The 18,391-nt window shown below is 63.4% G+C and carries 18 protein-coding genes; 9 read left to right on the top strand and 9 right to left on the bottom strand.

Annotation, left to right across the window (positions count from 1 at the left end):
• The first annotated feature begins 77 nt into the window (after window positions 1–77).
• Genes ACUVWL_RS08505 through ACUVWL_RS08495 form a run of 3 tightly spaced genes read left to right on the top strand, consistent with a single transcriptional unit; the run spans window position 78 to window position 3,496 of the window.
• Window positions 78–752: a vWA domain-containing protein gene (locus tag ACUVWL_RS08505; protein WP_262089698.1), complete on the top strand. Its 675-nt coding sequence runs from the start codon at window positions 78–80 to the stop codon at window positions 750–752.
• Entirely contained in the window at window positions 752–1,561 is an 810-nt protein-coding gene (locus tag ACUVWL_RS08500; protein WP_445979073.1) for a PP2C family serine/threonine-protein phosphatase, read from the top strand. The genes ACUVWL_RS08505 and ACUVWL_RS08500 overlap by 1 nt, the downstream gene beginning before the upstream one ends.
• Window positions 1,562–3,496, top strand: a complete 1,935-nt coding sequence (locus ACUVWL_RS08495; protein WP_401747833.1) for a helix-hairpin-helix domain-containing protein — start codon at window positions 1,562–1,564, stop codon at window positions 3,494–3,496. It abuts the gene before it with no gap.
• A gap of 373 nt (window positions 3,497–3,869) precedes the next feature.
• On the opposite strand, the gene ACUVWL_RS08490 is transcribed toward ACUVWL_RS08495, so the two are convergent.
• The 3 genes from ACUVWL_RS08490 to ACUVWL_RS08480 form a co-directional block, all read right to left on the bottom strand.
• The gene (locus ACUVWL_RS08490; protein WP_445979072.1) at window positions 3,870–4,634 is read right to left on the bottom strand and encodes a hypothetical protein; all 765 of its coding nucleotides are present in this window, start codon (window positions 4,632–4,634) and stop codon (window positions 3,870–3,872) included.
• 185 nt (window positions 4,635–4,819) lie between these two features.
• Window positions 4,820–8,047, bottom strand: coding sequence for a zeta toxin family protein (locus ACUVWL_RS08485; protein WP_445979071.1), 3,228 nt, complete (start codon window positions 8,045–8,047; stop codon window positions 4,820–4,822).
• Window positions 8,044–8,385: a hypothetical protein gene (locus tag ACUVWL_RS08480; RefSeq protein WP_143572903.1), complete on the bottom strand. Its 342-nt coding sequence runs from the start codon at window positions 8,383–8,385 to the stop codon at window positions 8,044–8,046. The genes ACUVWL_RS08485 and ACUVWL_RS08480 overlap by 4 nt, the downstream gene beginning before the upstream one ends.
• A gap of 229 nt (window positions 8,386–8,614) precedes the next feature.
• Here ACUVWL_RS08480 and ACUVWL_RS08475 point away from each other — a divergent pair, with 229 nt between their 5' ends.
• Together ACUVWL_RS08475 and ACUVWL_RS08470 are read left to right on the top strand one after the other, a co-directional pair.
• A complete protein-coding gene (locus ACUVWL_RS08475) occupies window positions 8,615–9,094 on the top strand; it encodes a tetratricopeptide repeat protein (RefSeq protein WP_288496638.1) in 480 nt (159 codons plus the stop codon).
• Between the two features lie 61 nt (window positions 9,095–9,155).
• Window positions 9,156–9,938, top strand: a complete 783-nt coding sequence (locus ACUVWL_RS08470) for a 3-hydroxybutyrate dehydrogenase (RefSeq protein WP_288496740.1) — start codon at window positions 9,156–9,158, stop codon at window positions 9,936–9,938.
• Here ACUVWL_RS08470 and ACUVWL_RS08465 read toward each other — a convergent pair.
• Both ACUVWL_RS08465 and ACUVWL_RS08460 read right to left on the bottom strand, forming a co-directional pair.
• Entirely contained in the window at window positions 9,935–10,699 is a 765-nt protein-coding gene (locus ACUVWL_RS08465) for a COG4705 family protein (RefSeq protein WP_445979070.1), read from the bottom strand. The two genes, ACUVWL_RS08470 and ACUVWL_RS08465, sit on opposite strands and share 4 nt — an antisense overlap.
• Window positions 10,700–10,796: 97 nt before the next feature.
• Window positions 10,797–11,174 (bottom strand): DUF4180 domain-containing protein, encoded by a 378-nt coding sequence (locus tag ACUVWL_RS08460; RefSeq protein ID WP_445979069.1) that lies wholly within the window; start codon window positions 11,172–11,174, stop codon window positions 10,797–10,799.
• 180 nt (window positions 11,175–11,354) lie between these two features.
• Between ACUVWL_RS08460 and ACUVWL_RS08455 the strand changes: the two genes are divergently transcribed.
• Window positions 11,355–12,605: an alpha/beta hydrolase family protein gene (locus ACUVWL_RS08455; protein WP_445979164.1), complete on the top strand. Its 1,251-nt coding sequence runs from the start codon at window positions 11,355–11,357 to the stop codon at window positions 12,603–12,605.
• Between the two features lie 54 nt (window positions 12,606–12,659).
• Here ACUVWL_RS08455 and ACUVWL_RS08450 read toward each other — a convergent pair whose 3' ends face one another.
• From ACUVWL_RS08450 to ACUVWL_RS08435, 4 genes are all read right to left on the bottom strand, one after another.
• Window positions 12,660–13,118, bottom strand: a complete 459-nt coding sequence (locus ACUVWL_RS08450; RefSeq protein WP_423373341.1) for an SRPBCC family protein — start codon at window positions 13,116–13,118, stop codon at window positions 12,660–12,662.
• A gap of 2 nt (window positions 13,119–13,120) precedes the next feature.
• Window positions 13,121–13,453, bottom strand: a complete 333-nt coding sequence (locus ACUVWL_RS08445) for an ArsR/SmtB family transcription factor (RefSeq protein WP_445979068.1) — start codon at window positions 13,451–13,453, stop codon at window positions 13,121–13,123.
• A gap of 10 nt (window positions 13,454–13,463) precedes the next feature.
• The gene (locus ACUVWL_RS08440) at window positions 13,464–13,919 is read right to left on the bottom strand and encodes an SRPBCC family protein (protein ID WP_046430242.1); all 456 of its coding nucleotides are present in this window, start codon (window positions 13,917–13,919) and stop codon (window positions 13,464–13,466) included.
• Between the two features lie 184 nt (window positions 13,920–14,103).
• The gene (locus tag ACUVWL_RS08435) at window positions 14,104–14,559 is read right to left on the bottom strand and encodes a MarR family winged helix-turn-helix transcriptional regulator (protein ID WP_014646885.1); all 456 of its coding nucleotides are present in this window, start codon (window positions 14,557–14,559) and stop codon (window positions 14,104–14,106) included.
• A gap of 80 nt (window positions 14,560–14,639) precedes the next feature.
• On the opposite strand from ACUVWL_RS08435, the gene ACUVWL_RS08430 reads away from it, so the two are divergent.
• From ACUVWL_RS08430 to ACUVWL_RS08420, 3 genes are all read left to right on the top strand, one after another.
• Complete coding sequence (locus tag ACUVWL_RS08430) at window positions 14,640–15,734, top strand: FAD-dependent oxidoreductase (RefSeq protein ID WP_445979067.1); 1,095 nt, start codon at window positions 14,640–14,642, stop codon at window positions 15,732–15,734.
• A 200-nt stretch (window positions 15,735–15,934) separates the two neighbouring features.
• Entirely contained in the window at window positions 15,935–16,459 is a 525-nt protein-coding gene (locus ACUVWL_RS08425; RefSeq protein WP_197605061.1) for a GNAT family N-acetyltransferase, read from the top strand.
• A 141-nt stretch (window positions 16,460–16,600) separates the two neighbouring features.
• On the top strand, window positions 16,601–18,370 hold the full coding sequence (locus tag ACUVWL_RS08420) for an oleate hydratase (RefSeq protein ID WP_445979066.1): 1,770 nt from the start codon (window positions 16,601–16,603) through the stop codon (window positions 18,368–18,370).
• Window positions 18,371–18,391: the final 21 nt, after the last annotated feature.

The following is an 18,391-nucleotide window of genomic DNA, read 5'->3' as shown; positions in this document are numbered from 1 at the left end:
CATGGCCCATCATAGATTGGGTTGGACGGCGGAGCTATGATGGCACTTCCAGTTAGTGGACAGGGAAATCCAGCGTCATGAATGATTTTGATCAAGTGCCTTTCGGAGCCAGCGATTTTGCCGAGAATCCGGAAAACCGCTGTGCTTGTTTGCTTCTGTTGGATACCTCTGGGTCGATGGGAGGCAAGCCGATTGAGGAGCTCAACGCCGGACTGCTGCAGTTCCAGGAAGAGCTGAACTCCGACTCGCTTGCAGCTAAGCGGGTTGAGGTGGCCATCGTCACGTTCGGGCCCGTTCAAACGGTCACAGACTTCGTTACGGCTGATAGCTTCTATCCGCCGGTCCTGTCATGCACGGGAGACACCCCGATGGGCGCGGCGATCGAGCAGGGGCTGGAGATGGTTCGGCAGCGCAAAGAAGTCTACAAAGCCAATGGTGTCTCCTACTATCGGCCTTGGGTGTTTCTGATCACTGATGGAGCGCCGACCGACTCTTGGCAGCGTGCAGCTGCTTTGGTGCGAGAAGGGGAGGCGACAAAGAACTTCCAGTTCTTCGCAGTTGGCGTGAAAGGCGCGGACATGGATATCCTCAGCCAGATCTCCACGCGTGCGCCGCTCAACCTCAAGGGTCTTCAGTTCAGGGAGTTGTTCAAGTGGCTCTCTAACTCCATGGGCGCGGTTTCCCATTCGACCCCAGGTGACAATGTGACTTTGGTAAACCCCACGGCGCCAGATGGCTGGGCCAGCGTGTAATGGAGTTGCAGGACTGGCGCGTCGCCGCAGCGTCCTCCATTGGAACGTCCCACATCAAGTTTGGGACGGATTGTCAGGACGCCTGTGAGCAGGAGGTCTTCCAAGAGCACGGTGCCGTGCTCCTGGTGGCGTCGGACGGTGCCGGCAGCGCTTTGCGATCGGCGACAGGAGCGAAGCTGGCGACGGCGGAGATTCGGGACTGCGTACGCAATCATTTTGACGACGGCCAAAGCATTGAACAGGTCACCCGGGACGTCGTACTGAACTGGCTTGCCGGCGTAGCTGCCCGCATTGCCCACAGGGCAGCTTCCGATGGGCTGGAGGTCAGGGAGTATGCGTGCACCGTGGTGGCCGCTATCGTGTCCCCAACCCATGCTTGTTTCTTCCAAGTGGGCGACGGCGCCATTGTTATCCGCCCCCGTGGCGACGATTGGGCCTACGTGTTCTGGCCCCAACACGGGGAATACATCAACACCACAGTCTTTGTTACGGATCCAGTGGCCGTCCTGAACGCCGAGTTTTCTTGTAGTGCAGGCCCCGTCGATGAGGTCGCTGTGTTCACTGACGGCATTGAAGCGCTAGTGCTTCATCAAGCCACCCAAAGCGTGCATTCGCCTTTTTTCGACAAGATATTCTCACCGGTGCGAGCGCTAACAAGTCTGGGTTATAGTGAAGAGTTGTCCTCCAAGCTGGAGGCATACCTCGATTCCCCTCTGATCTGCGAGCGGACGGACGACGACAAGACGCTCCTGCTTGCCAGTCGGCTGGGGAAGGTGCCTGAGGCATCGGCGTCAGCAGAGGAGGCCTAAGTGGCTCTGCCTGTTCTGGTTGGCAAATCCGGACCGGTCCGCCTAGGGAAGCAGCTGGGCAAAGGCGGTGAAGGAACAGTCTTCGAGGTCGAAGGCAAGCCCGATTCGGCAGCCAAGATCTATTCGACAGCGATCAGCAGTGAGAGAGCGGACAAGCTGCTGGCCATGGCCGCTCTCCGGACCACCGCACTGGATCAACTCACGGCCTGGCCCATCGATGTGCTGCGACAATCCGATGGCAAGGTCTGCGGCTTTGTCATGGCCAACCTTCGCGCATCGAAGGACATCCATAAGCTCTACAGTCCCAAGAGCCGGTTGGCGGACTTCCCGCAAGCCGACTGGCGGCTGGTGGTCCGCGCAGCGCTGAACACGGCAAGGGCGTTTTCCGTTCTTCACCAGGCCGGCCATTTGGTTGGGGACGTCAACCATGGTGGCGTACGGGTGTCGCCTGATGCGACGGTGAAGCTGATCGATACCGACAGCTTCCAGATCACGCATCAAGGGCGGACTTTCCTTTGCGAGGTTGGTGTCCAGGATTTCACTCCCCCTGAGCTCCACGGGAAGGCGTTCAAGCAAGTTGCGCGAACGGCCAATCATGACAACTTCGGATTGGCCGTCCTGATTTTTCAGATGCTCATGAACGGTCGTCACCCGTTTGCCGGACGCTACAGTGGTCCGGGAGACATGCCAATCGAAAAGGCAATCCCGGAGTTCCGCTACGCTTACGGCAAAGACACTGCACGGTCCCGAATGAGCCCGCCGCCGCTGAGCGCCCATCCGGCTGCAGCGTCGCCTTGGGTTGCAGACTTGTGGGAAAAAGCGTTCGGCACTGAAGGGGCTAGGCCGAACGGGCGTCCCAAGGCAGAGGATTGGGTTCAGGCCCTGACCAAGCTAGAGCAGAACTTCAAAAGGTGTACTTCGAGGCCTTCCCATTTCCATTTCAATGGGCTGGCCGAGTGCCCTTGGTGTCCGATTGAGCGCGCCGGTATTGCGCTATTTGGTGGTGCTGCAGTAGTTATTCCCAAGCTCGCCTCTGGTCCGTTCAACCTTGAAGCTGTTTGGCGAGATATCGCGACGGCGACGCTGCCCCCGATACAGGCCATCCCTCAGCTGAAGGTCGTGCCGGCCGCTCCCCAGATGCAAGCGTGGGGCCGACGTCGCGCTTTGTGGCAAACCTCGGGGTGGCTTGTGGGCTTGGCAATCTCGGTGCTGGGTATTGCGCTCTCGGCCGTGCTCGCGCCTCTGTGGGCTTGCATCGGGTGGGCAATGGGGGCGTGGGTTAACAGCCGTGGACGGTCGGACTCGGCGCCTTTGGCGGCCAGCTATCAGAAGGCCAAGGCCCACTACGACGGCCTCGCGGCGCGATGGGCCCAAGAGCAAGCCGACACGCAGCTACAGGCCAAGCAAAGCCACCTTCGCCCATTGCGCGACGAGCATGCCGGCCTGCTCGCAGAGCGAGAAAAGCGTTACCGCGCGCTTTTCAACAACCGCCATCAGAGCGCGCTGAAACAGTTCTTGGACAAGTTCGAGATCGAGCGTGCCTCCATACCTGGAATCGGCGCAACCAAGAAGGCAATGCTGGAGTCCTTCGGCATAGAGACGGCAGCCGACGTCAGTCACCAAGCGGTCCTGAACGTACCGGGGTTTGGGCCAGCGTTGACCGACCGCTTGATGAAGTGGCGGCAGGGCATAGAAGCGCGATTTCGCTTTGACCCGAACTCGGCGATCGATCCCCGGCAGGTCGCAGATCTGGATCGAACCATCCAAGGACGGCGGGCTCAAATCGAGTCTGATCTCGTGGCTGGCCGATTGGCCATTCTACAAATGCGACAGGCCGCGATGGCTCGCCGCCGATCCTTGGAGGAGGCTATGCGCGCTGCAGTTGATGTTCTGTCGCAGAAAACCGCTGATGCCAAGGCGGCTGGAATTTTCTAGATCGCAGGCGCTGCTCCGGCCGGATAGAGAAGCTAGAGCGCCTTGCAAAATACGACGGGGGTGAAATGCCTCCGGATATCGGCGGGACTGAATCTGTCGGGGCCAGGGAGCATCGCAGTAGCTCCACTGCTCTCGGGGTAGGTTCGCTCGAACGCTACTATTGCTGCCAGCGGCCAGCCGATGACGTTGTCGCCTTGCTATCGAGGTCCAACCACTCTTGGATTCTGCATACACAGAACGAACAAGGACCTCAGAAGAAACCCTTGTCGTTCCACCATCGTCAACCTCCCGAAAACCGACGCGTAGAGCCATGTCGGAGTAGTCTTCGCCGTCGAACGCGAGTCCGCTTCACCGTCAGGCATTACTTGTCCTATTACTGCGACCCTGGCGTCGAGTCAGCACCCGCGTCTGCCGCCAGTCCAAGCGGCGCGCGAATCTCAATGCTGTCCCTGGAAATGGTGCGCATGACCTTGCTGTCCATGTCGTAGAGGGCGATGAGATCTGCACCGGTAACAATGATCTCGCCTCGCATCTGTCGCTGGTCGTCCTTCCACAGCTCTGAAATGGCTTTGAATTCGCCACGTTTTAGGCGCTCGACGTGTATGGTTGCCTCCGAAGTGCCGAATCGCTCGCCCACAACGCCTGGCATCGTGCTGCCGAGCAGGAGCAGTGAGCCAAAAGCCGCCGCACTGGCGAGGATGGCCACCAAGAAGAAGTACACGACGAACGGTTGGCGGACCCAGTAGGGAATTCGCATTAGCAAATGCCGTAGGCGGGGACTCTGCTTTGCGGGTGCTCCGGCGATAACAAGTGGGAGCGTTACGATCATCAGCACCACTGCGATGCGTTTCAGTGGCATATATTCCACGAACCATGCGCTTTGGTCGAGGGCTACAAAAAGACCATGGATGATCTTCCAGTCTGCCGCTTGGGGAAATGAGGAGGGCTGTATTCCCATGTGGGTGAGGTAAGTAGAGTAGGCAACTTCACCCGCAAAGTGCAGCGCAAAGCCGACAATGGTTGCAACGGTTAATACACCGCCGGCCAAGGGTGGAAGAAGGTTGGCAAGGTGGGATGCTCGCAATGAAGTCGGGGAAGGCGGGGCGCTGGAAATTGATTCGGCGGGTAGATCGGTCATGAGTTGTTTCTAGTTTGTTGAGTGCAACGAGTCGTCTTCGAAGTAAATGTGATGTTAGGGCGGATGGAGATAAGAAACGGCACCTCATTTTGAGGTCTGTCAGCTCGATGATTGTTTGAGGTCTAAGTGCTGCAACGTTCGATTATGTTGCAGCTGAACCGTGCCTCGCGTTTTGCGGGAATCCATCAGCCCATGCTGGCTGCGCGGATCTGGATATCCTGCTGCACGCGCTGATCTTCCAGCTGCTGCTCAAGCTGGTTGGCGATGGCACGCTGATGCGCTTCGCGGCTGACGAGGTCAAACTGCTGCATGGATTCTTCCACCGTGGTCTGCGCAGCCAGTTCGGTCGGCATTGCGGCGCGCTGGTGTGCGGGGTCGTTGGGCTCGCCCTGGACCACGAACAGAGTATGACCGGCGGGTTTATCCGCGGTGGCGTTGCTCAGCAGCACGTGGTCGACGCGGTCCAGGTCGTTGTCCTTTGCCAGCACCAGCAGGCTGGCAGTGATGCGCTCGCTGGCTTCGTCGAACGTGCGGCCGTGCTTTGCATCCAACGTGGCTACGCCTTCGCGCACCTGTTGGTAGAGGGCGTGATCGGGATGCTCAGGCTGGGTAGGCAGCAGGGGGGCGGGCGGCGCTTCGGGCTCTTGCTGGGCCGTTGCGCTTGAGGGTGCCGCCGCCGGTGCTTCCACGGGTGGTGGCGCGTAAGGAGGCTCGTGCTCCGAGACCTTGGGGGCGGCGCCTGTCATCTGCGGGGGCGCAGCTGGCTCGGCTGCGGCGAGGGTGGCTGGAACGTCTGACTCAAGCTGGACTGGCGCTGGCGCTGGCGCTGGCGCCGGCGTTGATTCGGCTTCGTGTAGGCGGACAGTAACCGACACGGCTTCAGCAACTTCGGTCTGGATCGACGGGGCCGTGGAGTGGGTGTGAGTCGCAACGGGCTCCTGCGCAGAAGCGGGGCGCCCGACATCCGGCGTAGGCACCGCACTCGCTTCCGCCTGTGCAGGAGATCGCTCAGTGGATGGAATGCCGGGTGACGGCACCGGGGCTGCCGGCATCGTGTGCGCAGGAGGGTTTGCCTCGGTAGGCGCTCGCGGCTCGCTTGACTCTTCCCGCGCAGGCTGCGTTGCAGAGGCTGCTGTGGGCTCTGGTCGTCGTGCCTCGCGTCGAGCCGGTTCCTGTACGGATTCCACAGGATCCGATGGCGTTGGCGCCGCAGGCGTAGGAGCGCGATGCTCCTGTACCAAGGGTGATGTGTTGGGCGATAGTGCAGCGCGTTCAACGCTGTGCGCATCGATCACGGCTTGTGGCGTCAACCGTTCTTCGGCGTGCTCGCCGCGAACCTCAGCCACGGCAGCGGCGGCCACCTGCTGCGCCTGCGGTGCAGCGACACCCAGTCGATTGGCTTCCTGCATGGCCTGGTCGCGGGCTTCGCGTTCGTTGACGGTCAGTGCCTCGATACTGCGGTCGTGGGCGCCGGGTACGGGCGCCTCCATCTGTTGGATGGCGCGGATCTGTGAGTAGGTTCCGTTCAACTCGTCGCGGATGTTGCCCTCGGTCAGCGAATCGTAGATCCAGCCGTCATGCAGCCATTCGCCGTCGCCCTGTTGCTGATAGGTGCGTCCATCGGATGCCAGTACGTGATCGGGATGGTCTTGGGCCCAGATCACTTCATCCGGAATCGGTCCGTACTGGGACCAGCCTTGTGCGGTGTAGGCATGCTCGTACTGCTTGGCAAAAGCCGCCGAGCTGCGGGCGGCGTTGAAGGCCATGATGCCCCGTGCGGCGTCATCAAGCTGGGCAGCCTTGGTGGCGTCGGCTACTTCGACCGTGGTGTTCTTGATGCCGTGCTCGAGGACCTGATGGACGATCTCGCGCCGCCATTCGCCATTCTCCGGGTTGCGCTCCCAGGAGCGCGGAAGGGCGCTGGGCGTTTCGCTGGCATCGCCGGCGATGCTGAAGGGGTTGATCGGTTGATCAGGCTCGGACAGCCGCAGCCCGACGGCCCGGCTTGAGGCCTGGTAGTTCAGTTGCTGGGTCAATTCGGCGTCGGCCGTGAGCAGTGTAGTCGCGCCGTAGATCGGGCGATCGGCCAGGGTGCCGACGGTGCCTATGATCTCCCGCTCGCTGTGCGTCCAGCCCTTTTCGGGATGCGCCGGGTCAAACGTCCAGACCCTACCGGTGCTGTCGGCCTGGTTGTTGATCTGGTATTTTTCGATCCAATCGACGATCTCACCGCCACCCCAGGCGCCCAACCCGCCACCGATGATGCCGGTGACAATGGCGCCGGGGCCGGACTCGATGCCCAGCAGGGTACCGACCTTGGCGCCCACCGCTGCGCCGGTCCAACCGCCGACGCTGCGTGCACCGAAGTCCAACAGCGCAGCTTCTGCGCCCGTCCGGTTGTCGCGTGCGTACAGATCGGCGATCTTTGTTCCTTCTGAGGCAGCTTCAACAACCGTCGCAGCGGTGCCACCGATGACGGCGCCCCGCACCATGTTTGGGTGCACGCGGATGGTGTGGTCGACGCTGCGTGCTTCCTGGATGTTGGGCGTAATGCCTTCAACAACCTTGAGCGTTGCGCGCTCATCGAGAACGGCTGCCGCTGTTGGTGGGCTGACCTTGTCGTTGAGGGGCAGGGTGTCCGTAAGCTCGGCGTGCCAGCGGCCTTGTGCGCGCCAGCCATCGCGCAATGATTGGGTGATTCGGGGGTCTTTCAGCCGAGCCTCGCGTTCGGCTTCCAGCGCTGCGCCCGGTAGACGGGTATCGCTATGGCTGTCGTAGACCTGAGCGCCTTCGCGTCCGTAGAGTCGAATCTGGATGCCGGTCTCGGCCTGGACCTTGTCCAGATTTCCGGGCAGGGCATCGTAAACGTGCTTGCGCACGTCTTCGGGGACGTAGCGGCCGAAGCCTTCGTCGTCCAGCTTGTCAGTAAACCTTCGGTCGACACCAAGCTCGCTTTCCAACCGATGTGCGACAACTCCCCGAATCTCCACTTCGTAGCCCTTGGCCTGGAGATTCTTGATCAGATTAACTGCGGCGTCGCCATTTCCTAGTGTCGTATCGAGGATGAGATTCCTGTGGCCCTCGACTGCCAGGGATCGCAGCTCTTTTGCCCATTGGCTGGCATCGCTGTGAGTATGCCCTGACCAGGTGTATGGATGCTGCTGGACAAGCTGCGGAGCGTCACGGTGCATCTCCCGCAGCGCGTCGGGATCGATGGGAATGGCATCACCAGCAAGCTCTCGAATCGCAGCACCGGCAACCCCGCTCTTACCTGCGCCTGGCTGTCCAGCGAGTACAATTGCCTTGGGGTGCTGCTGAGGAGTGGTACCGTCCAGACCACTATGGGGAAGCACCTTCTCCGCAAACACCTGCGCATGCGCCTGGGGCGCGAGGCTCCAATCGGCTGAACTCAACGCTCTAGCTCCTGAAAATAGGAGTACATCGACTCATCTCCTATCCATTGGCTTTGTAGGCGCGCCCTAAGCATTAACCGTTCTTTTTCAAGTGCATTGGCAATATCCTGGGGATTCCCAGCCGCTTCAGCAGCGGCAAGCTCACTCCGTGCCTCCATGATGAACGTTCCGAGCCTGCCTTCCAATGCAGAGATCGCGTCGTCGAACGGCATTAAAGGAATCTGTCGTGATCGTTCGGCTGATCGATTCAGTACTTCCTGCAGCCGTTCGATATGTTCCGGATAGTCCTTGAGCATTTCCCGGAGTTTGGCTGGAACGGGCGGAGAGGAAAGGGTCAAGATTGTCACCTTTTGGGCAGATCCACGTAGATTCGAGAATATCCCCACATGCCTTGGTGGGTCCAATGCTATTTGCGACAACGTATAGGCAAATGGGTTGTGTCGATTTGGCCCACGAGTCAGATCATTGGGTCGCCATTCCTCGTGGGCTGGAGGAATGTACGGCATTGCGCATGCATAATCCCAATGGGGCGAACGGATGCCCGCAAACAGGAAGGAAGCCTGCGCCATGACGAACATGCCAACCCAGCTCACAACTGACTTCGATGCGGTGCTCGACCGTGGTGACATTGCCGAGGCGCGGCGGCTGTTGGCCCCGCAGCTTGCACGCGGTTGTGCTGAAGCGTTGTTCCTCTCTTCCTCGATGCCTGTGGGGGAGGACCACGCCCATGCCGAGGCGGACAGCTTCGCGGCCCTCAAGCGGGCCGCAGAGAAGGGCTATATCCCGGCGATCCATGCGGTAGGGCTGTGCCTGCTGACCGGTGACCGCGTCGAGCAGGACGTCATGCGGGCGGCCGCGCATTTTGAGCGGGCATCGGAGGCCGGCTATCCGTCGGCCATGTACGAGTTTGGCCTGGCGCTGTTCCATGGCAAGGGTGTCCCCAGCGACGTGCCACGTGCGGTGTACCTGATCCGCGCTTCGGCGCAGGCTGGGAATGAGTACGCCAGGGAGTTCCTGCTGGCGTACTCGTTGGACGTGGGCACATAGGAGGAGGGTGCGGAGGCCGATAACGCTACACTGGCGTCCTACCCCCGATGGAAACTCACCCATGTTCAGTGGAAAGGTTGCGGTGGTCACCGGCTCCACCAGCGGTATCGGTCTTGGCATTGCCACCGCGCTGGCCCGGCAAGGCGCCGATATCGTGCTGAACGGCTTCGGCGATGCGGCGGAAATCGAACGCATCCGTTCCAAACTGGAAGCCGAGTTCGGCGTGCGCGTGGCGCATGACGGCGCCGACCTTTCCCATGGCGAGGCGGTGCGCGGGATGATCGATCGCGCCGTCGCGACGATGGGGCGCATCGACATCCTGGTAAACAACGCGGGCATCCAGCACACCGCGTCGATCGAGGAATTCCCGGTCGAAAAGTGGGATGCGATTCTGGCGCTGAATCTCTCGGCGGTGTTCCATGCAACGGCGGCGGCCTTGCCCCACATGAAGCAGCAGGGCGCCGGCCGCATCATCAACATTGCGTCGGTGCACGGGTTGGTGGGCTCGGTGAACAAGTCGGCCTACGTGGCGGCCAAGCATGGCGTGGTGGGCTTCACCAAGGTGACCGCGCTGGAGAATGCGGGCACGGGCATCACCGCCAATGCGATCTGCCCGGGCTGGGTGCGGACGGCGCTGGTCGAGCAGCAGATCACCGCGTTGGCCGAGCGCGAAGGCACGGATCAGGAGACCGCCGCGCGTGCGCTGTTGGCTGAAAAGCAGCCGTCGTTGCAGTTCGTGACGCCTGAGCAGCTGGGAGAAATGGTGGTGTTCCTGGCCTCGGACGCCGCTGCGCAGATTACCGGCACAGCGCTGCCGGTGGATGGGGGCTGGACGGCGCGCTAGCTGGCTGGCTGCGCCTTGCGCTGCAGCATCGGCAGCGCCACCAGCGTGGCGAGGAGGGTGAACAGCACCAGCGACGAGCCCACCGTGCCGAAGCCCAGGCCGCCCTTTTCCAGCGGCTTGGTGAGCAGGTCGCCAAAAGTGGCGCCAAACGGGCGGGTGAGTACGAAGGCGATCCAGAACGGGATGACCCGGTTGATGCCCTTGATTCGGCTGGCCAGTGCGGTGAGCGCGATGAGGCTGCCGATCAGCAGCGCGCCACCGGTGAAGCCCAGTCCGGAATCGTCGGCGAGGAAATCACCCAGCGCGGTGCCGAGCGTGTTGGAGAACAGCACGGCGGTCCAGTAGAAGCCTTCGGCGCGGCGCGATGCGATGTTGCTGACCGAGATCGACTTTTCCGACATGCGCCAGGCCAGCAGCACCAGCGCCAGGCAGCCGGCCAGCAGACTGGCGCCGGTGGCGTAGCCCAGGCCGAGCGTGCGGTCGATCAGGTCCGACAGGGTCGTGCCGGCGGTGCTGGTGGCCAGCACCACCGACCAGAACAGCACCGGATGGAAGCGCCGCGCCGACACCTGCATGCCCAGCAGGCCGGCAAAGATCGCCAGCAGGATGGCCGAGCTGGCCACGTAGCCGAGGTTGAGCGTCATCGACAGCAGGTCACCCGCAGTCTCGCCGAGGGTGGTGGCGGCGATCTTCATCACCCAGAAACCGAGGGTGACCGCCGCCACTTTGCTGTGCAGGGAATCTGCGTCTGAAGCGCGCATCGAACGTCGCCCGGGGAGCCTGCCGGTGATGCTGCGGCGCGCGGCGTCGGAGCCCGGTCGGAACCCGGTTCGGCGAGGGTGAGCGTGGGGGCGGCGTTCAGCCGGCGCTGGCGGGGGCCGAAAGGCGCGGCAGCAGGGCGCCCCAGTCGGCCACGAAGCAGCCGTCGCGGCCGCGGTTGCATTCGGTGATCCACGCATCCAGCGATTCGCTCCGTGCGCGGTAGGCGCTGACATCGCCCAGGACGGCGAAGTGCAGGCGGTAGTTCACCAGCATCTGCAGCCATTGCCCGGCCATGCCGGAGCGCAGCTCGAAGAAGTCTGCCGGAAGGCGCTGCACAGGCACGGCGATCCACTCGGCCTGGTGCCCAAGGGCATCGCCGGCCAGGTCGCGTAGGGCGCCGGCATCGAGCATCGGGCCCTGCGGGTCGACGCGCAGGATGCGGGTGGTGCCGATGTGTTCCAAGTGTGGGTGCATGACGCTCTGAAGTCCGTATCGTCCTTCCAGTATGGCCGTGGAAGGGGAGCGACGGCGAGCGGTTGCAGCATGAATCTGGCGAACGAACGCGCTAGGCTGCGCCCGGCACCTGCACGACGCAGGTTCATCGAAACGGGGAAGGGCATGGCAGGGTGGAGGAGTCGTTCGTTGTTGAGCGCGGTGCTGGTATGTTCGGGGCTGCCGGTTGCAGCCGCCGAGCTGTGCACGGTCAGTGCCTACGGTGACGGCCAAGGCAACATCGTGGTGCTGGGCGCACCCGCTGCGGCGCCGGCCACAGGCCAGCGCTATCTGATGCTGGACGGGCGACGTGGCGCCACCGGTGATGCCAGCGCGCCGGTGAGCTGCAGCGACGATGTGGTCAGCTTCAGGTCGTCTGCTGGGGCCACGCAGCGCTGGCAGCGCCTGCCGACCCGTGATACCGATGCAACTTTCATCAGTGCGGGGACCAAGCTGGTCGGGCAGCTGATCGAACCAGCCGGCCCGGCCGACCCCAAACGGCCGTTGGTGGTGCTGGTGCACGGCTCGGAACGCACGATGGCGGTGGCGGCGATCTACCAGCGCATGCTGGTGGCGCAGGGTATTTCGGTGTTCGCTTACCAGAAACGTGGCACCGGCGATTCGGAAGGCGAGTACACGCAGAACTTCGAGCTGCTTGCCGACGACGCAGCGGCGGCGCTTGCCAAGGCGCGCGAACTGGCGAGAGGCCGGTTCGGCCGCGCCGGCTACTTCGGTGGCAGCCAGGGCGGGTGGATCGCGCCGCTGGCGGCGACCCGCTCGCAGGCGGATTTTGTGGCGATCGGTTTCGGGCTGGTGGTGTCGCCCATCGAGGAGGACCGCGAGCAGTTGTTCGATGAGGCACGGCGCATGCAGCTGGATGCGGCGGCGTTGGCGCAGGTCGGACAGCTTTCAGACGCAACCGCGCAGTTGATGCGCACGCATTTCACTGAAGGGTTCGAAGCGCTGGCCAGGGTGCGTAGCCAGATCGGTGCCGCGCCGTGGGCAAAGACGATCAACGGCGAGTACAGCGGCGACATGCTGCGTATGAGTGACGCCTACCTGCGCCGGATCGGCCGAGCGCGCTTCGACAACCTGGAGCTGATCTGGGACTACGACGCCGAGGCCGCGCTGCGTCGCCTGAAGCTGCCGTTGCTGTGGGTGCTGGCCGAGCAGGACCGGGCCGCGCCGATTGCAGCCACCCGCAGCATCCTGGGGCGCCTGCGCGCATCGGGGCAGCCGATTGATACGTACCTGTTCCCGGATACCGACCACGGCATGGTCGAGTTCCGCACCGATGCCGAGGGCAACCGGGCGTCGACGCGGATCACCGACGGCTACCTGCGCCTGCTGGCCGATTGGATCAAGCAGGATGTGCATGGCAGTTATGGACGTTCGCGCAGATTGAGCGATTGACCGGATGGGGAGCGCTGGCGGCGGATGGCGCGCCGCCGCCGATTGCGGCACGACTCAGTTCGGCTTCGCAAACACATCCAGCCCCTTGCCCGTCTCCAGCAGCGACTTCAGGCTGGACAGCACGATCGGCCAGCCCTGGCGGATGCCGGTATCCATGCCGCTGCCGGGTTCCAGTTCCTCATGGGTAACCGTCAGCCGCACCATGTCCTGGTAGGGCACGATGTCGAAGGTGACGCGGCTGTAGGCGTCCGGGTTGTCGGCCTGCGAGGCGGCTGCCCAGGTGATGACCAGGCGCGAGGGCGGGGAGCTTTCCACCACTTCGCCGACCAGCTCGACCGAGCGCGTTTCATTTGCACGCACGTGCTGCCAGCGCGAGCCCGGTTTCCAGTCCGAGACGTTCTCGTGGCCCCAGTAGCGACTGGCGATCTCGGGGCGGGTGATGGCCTCGAACACTTTCTGTGGCGTGGAGGCGATGTAGATCACGTGGATGAAGCGGGTTGACTCTGCAGACATCGTCATTCTCCTTCCAGTTTGCGTTTCAGGTCATGCAGCAGGCTCAGGCGCTGCTGCTCGAACTTGCGTACCCAGCGTTCGTAGACTTCATGCAGGGGCACCGGGTTGATGAAGTGCAGCTTCTCGCGGCCACGGCGCACGGTGCTGATCAGGTTGGCGTCTTCCAGCAGGCCCAGGTGCTGGGTGACCGATTGCCGGGCCATGTCCAGGTGTTCGCACAGCTGGCCCAGCGTCTGCCCGTTGTCCTTGCAGAGCAGATCCAGCAGCGTGCGGCGCGTGGGATCGGCCAGTGCCTTGAACACCTTGTCTGCGTCGCGTACGTGGTCTACCGCCATGGGGAGGTCTTCAATTCCAGTTGTCGATCCTGACGTCGTGTGGGTTGGGCTGGCCCTTGCCGGTTTCCAGCAGTGCCTTCAGGCTCATCAGGAACACCGCCCACTTGGTGCTGCAGTGGGAGGTGAACTCGACGCGCTCTTTCCAGCCTTCATGGGTGAACAGGACGATGCAGTAGTCGCCTTCCTGCTTCAGCGCGAAGCGCGCGTGGGTGCCGATCCATTCGGCGGGGCCGGCGAGGAACCGCCACAGCACGAGCTCGCCTGGAACAAGCTGCTCAAGCTTCATCTCCATGGCGCCGATTTCCTGGCCGTTGTTGGTGAAACGGACCTTGACCGTGCCGCCGGCTTCGCGGTCGCCGTGCGCGTCTTCGGCCCACCAGGCGGCCACGCCTTCGGGGGTGGCCAGCGCCTGGTACACCTGGCTTGCGGGGGCCTTGATGCCGACCCTGTGTGCGATATCCACCATTGCAGGTTCCTCGCGATGGGCCGGCAGGCGCCGCCCTTGAGTGGACTATATGCAGGTAAATGCCTGCATGTCAAACCCCGCCACGAACGCCCGGGCGTGGTAGTGCCGGCCGCTGGCCGGCATCCCGGTGGCGTTGGGTGCGTGCAGTTGCCGGCCAGCGGCCGGCACTACCGGGGGCGATGGCTCAGTTCTCCGCGTCCTGCAGGGCGGCATGCAGTTTGTCGGTGATCCGCTGCAGTGCGGCACGATCATCCGCGGAGAGATGGTCGAGAAAATACCGGCGGACACCGGCGGCGTGTACCGGCCGTGCCGCGCGCAGCTGCGCGTGACCTTCTGTGGTCATGCGGATCACTACGACGTTTTCGCTGTCGGTATCGCGTTCGATCAGGCCACGGCCCGCCATGCGGGTCAGCTGGTGCGAGAGGCGCGTCTTGTCCCATTCCAGGTAGTCCAGCAGTTCGCGCTGGCGGCGGCAGCGATCCTTGGACTGGTTCAGCTCCATCAGCACGATGAAGTCGGCCCTTGAGAGCCCGGTGCTGCGGGTGATGTCCTGGACGATGCGGCCGGAGGTGATTTCTGCCATGCGCCGGAAGCCGCGCCAGGTGGCCCATTCGTCGGGTGTGATGCTGGGGGAGGTCATGGCCGAACGTTGCCGGGCAATGGTTGACATGTCAACCCTTGCGGCATACGGTTGACGTATCAACTAACCTGGATCGCGCCATGCAGCACCCTCCCCGTATTGCCGTCATCGGCGCAGGCCCCGCTGGCCTCACCGCTGCGCTCATCCTGCATCGGGGCGGTCACCGCGTGAGCGTGTACGAGGGCGAAGCATCCGGGCAGCAGCGCACACAGGGCGGCACGCTGGATCTGCACGACGATTCCGGGCAGGTGGCGCTGCAGCGCGCGGGCCTGCTGGAGGCCTTCCGTGCGGTGGCGCGGCATGAGGGGCAGGAGGCGCGGATGGGCGACCCGTGGTCCGGGGAGATCACCACCGGCGGGTTCGGGCCGGAAGGGAGCAAGGACAAGCCGGAGATCGACCGCGGCGACCTGCGCCAGCTGCTGCTGGACGCGCTGCCGGCGGACACGGTGCAGTGGGGTCACAGCCTGACCGCGCTGGTATCTGCACAGGCGAACGGCCACGGCCTGCGATTCGCCAACGGCGTGCAGCGCGAGGCGGAGATCGTGATCGGTGCCGATGGTGCGTGGTCGAAAGTGCGCGCGGCCTTGAGTACGTGCCAGCCGCTGCCCACCGGCATTACCTTCTTCGAAGGTTGGATCGCACAGCCTGCTGCGGACATCGCAGCGATGGTCGGGCAGGGCAGCCTGTTCTGCTTTGGCGGCGAGGAGGCCCTGTTCGTGCAACGCAACAGCCGCGATCGGCTCTGCGTGTATGCGGCGCTGAAGCGCTCTTCCGAATGGCTTGATGCACAGATCGCGCAGCACGGCATACGGACGCTGGTGACAGGCTGCTATACCGGGTGGGCCACGAACCTTCGGCGCCTGCTGGAGGCCTGCACGGACTTCGTGCGGCGGCCGATCTACAGCCTGCCAGCGGATTTTTGCTGGGCCCCGCGCGATGGCGTGACCTTGATCGGCGATGCGGCGCATCTGATGCCGCCGGTGGGCGTGGGCGTGAACCTGGCGATGCTGGACGCGTCGGATGTGGCGATGGCGTTGTGCGCGCGGCCGGATGCGATCAGCGCGATGCGCGACGCCGAAGTGCTGGTGCGTGAACGCGCCCGCGCCCTGATGCCGGATGCGATCGAGGGGTTCCAGCGCTGGTTCACTACCGGAGGGGATGCTCCACGCGGTTGATGAAGCATCGAGTCTGTACGCACCTGCGACGCTGGGAACAGCAGCAGATTCCTGGCGGCGCGCTGGAAGTCACATGGACTTCCGACTGCTTTGGTCCGGTACAGGTGGCCACGCTGGGGCACGCGCTAGACTGGTTGAACCGGCCGACGCTCCCCCTGTTTTCCAGGGTTGGGGAGCGTGGTATGACAGGAGCGGAACGCATGACTGAAACCGGAAAGGACCCCTTGAACATCCGCCGCGCCAGCGCGGCCGATGCCCCCGCAGTGTTGGGGCTCTTTGACGAGGTGATCGAGTGGTTCGTGTCGATCGGCAATGTGCAGCAATGGGGCAGCGAACCGTGGTCGACGATGCCGCGCCGGATTGCCCAGGTCACCGAGGCGTGTGCACTGCCAGGCGCATGGGTGGCGCAGAACGAGCAGGGCGACGTGCGGGCGTTCCTGGCACTGGGCGAGTCGATGCCCTATGTGCCGGCCCCCACCGGGCCGGAGCTGTATGTGCGGGTTCTGGTGGCCTCGCGTGATGTGCGCGTGCGTGGCATCGGCCGCCGACTGATGGCGTTTGCCGACGAGCAGGCGCGCGCTGCCGGTGTCGACCATCTGCGTGTGGACTGCTACGCCGGAGGCAGCGGCGACCTGGTGCGCTTCTATGAATCCTGCGGGTATACGCGCATCGCGCCGTTCAACGTGGACGGCTGGCCAGGCATGCTGCTGGGAAGGACGCTCTGACGCGGCTGCGTCATTCCGTCGCAGCCTGCGTGCAGGAAACGATACACCGGTTCGGCGCTAGAGTAGGGTCATGACCTGCATCGGATGGCTGTGTCATTCCGCTGCCGGTTCCTGATGATCCCCTCCAGGAAGGTGCAATGCATGTACTACAGCAGTGGCAACTACGAAGCTTTCGCGCGCCCGCGCAAGCCGGCCGGTGTGGATGGCAAGCGCGCCTGGTTTGTGGGCTCGGGCCTGGCCTCGCTGGCCGGCGCCGCGTTCCTGGTGCGCGACGGCCGCATGGCCGGTGAACGCATCACCATCCTTGAACAGCAGCAGATTCCTGGCGGCGCGCTGGATGGCCTGAAGGTGCCGGAGAAGGGCTTCGTGATCCGCGGCGGCCGCGAGATGGAAGACCACTTCGAGTGCCTGTGGGATCTGTTCCGCTCAATTCCGTCGCTGGAGATTGAAGATGCCAGCGTGCTGGACGAGTTCTACTGGTTGAACAAGGACGACCCGAACTATTCGCTGCAGCGTGCCACCATCAATCGCGGCGAAGATGCACACACCGATGGCCTGTTCACGCTGACCGAGCAGGCCCAGAAGGACATCATCGCACTGTTCCTGGCCACCCGGAAGGAGATGGAGAACAAGCGCATCGACGAGGTGCTGGGCCGCGACTTCCTGGACAGCAACTTCTGGCTGTACTGGCGCACCATGTTCGCGTTCGAGGAGTGGCACTCAGCGCTGGAGATGAAGCTGTACCTGCATCGCTTCATCCACCACATTGGCGGCCTGCCGGATTTCTCGGCGTTGAAGTTCACCAGGTACAACCAGTACGAATCGCTGGTGTTGCCGCTGGTGAAGTGGTTGCAGGAGCAGGGTGTGGTGTTCCAGTACGGCACCGAGGTGACCGACGTCGACTTCGATCTGTCGGTCGGCCGCAAGCAGGCCACCCGCATCCACTGGACGCGCGAAGGCGTGGCCGGCGGCGTGGACCTGGGGGTGGATGACCTTGTTTTCATGACGATCGGTTCGCTGACCGAAAACTCGGATAATGGCGATCACCACACCGCGGCGCGTTTGAACGAAGGACCGGCGCCGGCCTGGGACCTGTGGCGTCGCCTCGCCGCGAAGGATGCGGCGTTCGGTCGCCCGGACGTGTTCGGCGCGCATATCCCGCAGACCAAGTGGGAATCGGCCACGGTCACCACGCTGGATGGACGCATTCCGGCCTACATCCAGAAGATCGCCAAGCGCGACCCGTTCAGTGGCAAGGTGGTGACCGGCGGCATCGTCAGCGTGCGCGACTCGCGCTGGCTGATGAGCTGGACGGTGAACCGCCAGCCGCATTTCAAGAACCAGCCCAGGGACCAGATCGTGGTCTGGGTGTACTCGCTGTTTGTGGATACGCCGGGCGACTACGTGAAAAAGCCGATGCAGGAGTGCACCGGCGAGGAGATCACCCGCGAGTGGCTGTACCACCTGGGCGTGCCGGTGGAAGAGATTGATGCGCTGGCCGCGACCGGTGCGAAGACGGTGCCGGTGATGATGCCGTACATCACGGCGTTCTTCATGCCACGCCAGGCCGGTGACCGCCCGGACGTGGTGCCGGACGGCGCGGTGAACTTCGCCTTCATCGGCCAGTTTGCCGAATCGAAGCAGCGCGACTGCATCTTCACCACCGAATATTCGGTGCGCACGCCGATGGAAGCGGTGTACACCCTGCTGGGGATCGAGCGCGGCGTGCCGGAGGTGTTCAATTCCACGTATGACGTGCGCTCGCTGCTGGCCGCCACCGGTCGCCTGCGCGATGGCAAGGAACTGGATATTCCCGGGCCTGCGTTCCTGCGCAATCTGCTGATGAACAAGCTGGACAAGACCCAGATCGGTGGCCTGCTGCGCGAGTTCAAGCTGGTGCAGGAAGACTGAGCGGGCAGGGGGACGCCGCCG

The organism is Stenotrophomonas muris (assembly GCF_052751275.1).
The sequence above is the reverse complement of the archived record's forward strand: the minus strand, read 5'-3'. Positions and strand labels throughout refer to the sequence as shown.

What these genes read in the sequence shown, in the direction of transcription:
- ACUVWL_RS08450 (WP_423373341.1), bottom strand. Translation starts at nt 13,118, where the DNA reads ATGTCTGCAGAGTCAACCCGCTTCATCCACGTGATCTACATCGCCTCC.
- ACUVWL_RS08435 (WP_014646885.1), bottom strand. Translation starts at nt 14,559, where the DNA reads ATGACCTCCCCCAGCATCACACCCGACGAATGGGCCACCTGGCGCGGC.
- ACUVWL_RS08430 (WP_445979067.1), top strand. Translation starts at nt 14,640, where the DNA reads ATGCAGCACCCTCCCCGTATTGCCGTCATCGGCGCAGGCCCCGCTGGC.
- ACUVWL_RS08500 (WP_445979073.1), top strand. Translation starts at nt 752, where the DNA reads ATGGAGTTGCAGGACTGGCGCGTCGCCGCAGCGTCCTCCATTGGAACG.
- ACUVWL_RS08425 (WP_197605061.1), top strand. Translation starts at nt 15,935, where the DNA reads ATGACTGAAACCGGAAAGGACCCCTTGAACATCCGCCGCGCCAGCGCG.
- ACUVWL_RS08460 (WP_445979069.1), bottom strand. Translation starts at nt 11,174, where the DNA reads ATGCACCCACACTTGGAACACATCGGCACCACCCGCATCCTGCGCGTC.
- ACUVWL_RS08505 (WP_262089698.1), top strand. Translation starts at nt 78, where the DNA reads ATGAATGATTTTGATCAAGTGCCTTTCGGAGCCAGCGATTTTGCCGAG.
- ACUVWL_RS08470 (WP_288496740.1), top strand. Translation starts at nt 9,156, where the DNA reads ATGTTCAGTGGAAAGGTTGCGGTGGTCACCGGCTCCACCAGCGGTATC.
- ACUVWL_RS08420 (WP_445979066.1), top strand. Translation starts at nt 16,601, where the DNA reads ATGTACTACAGCAGTGGCAACTACGAAGCTTTCGCGCGCCCGCGCAAG.
- ACUVWL_RS08475 (WP_288496638.1), top strand. Translation starts at nt 8,615, where the DNA reads ATGACGAACATGCCAACCCAGCTCACAACTGACTTCGATGCGGTGCTC.
- ACUVWL_RS08465 (WP_445979070.1), bottom strand. Translation starts at nt 10,699, where the DNA reads ATGCGCGCTTCAGACGCAGATTCCCTGCACAGCAAAGTGGCGGCGGTC.
- ACUVWL_RS08440 (WP_046430242.1), bottom strand. Translation starts at nt 13,919, where the DNA reads ATGGTGGATATCGCACACAGGGTCGGCATCAAGGCCCCCGCAAGCCAG.
- ACUVWL_RS08445 (WP_445979068.1), bottom strand. Translation starts at nt 13,453, where the DNA reads ATGGCGGTAGACCACGTACGCGACGCAGACAAGGTGTTCAAGGCACTG.
- ACUVWL_RS08490 (WP_445979072.1), bottom strand. Translation starts at nt 4,634, where the DNA reads ATGACCGATCTACCCGCCGAATCAATTTCCAGCGCCCCGCCTTCCCCG.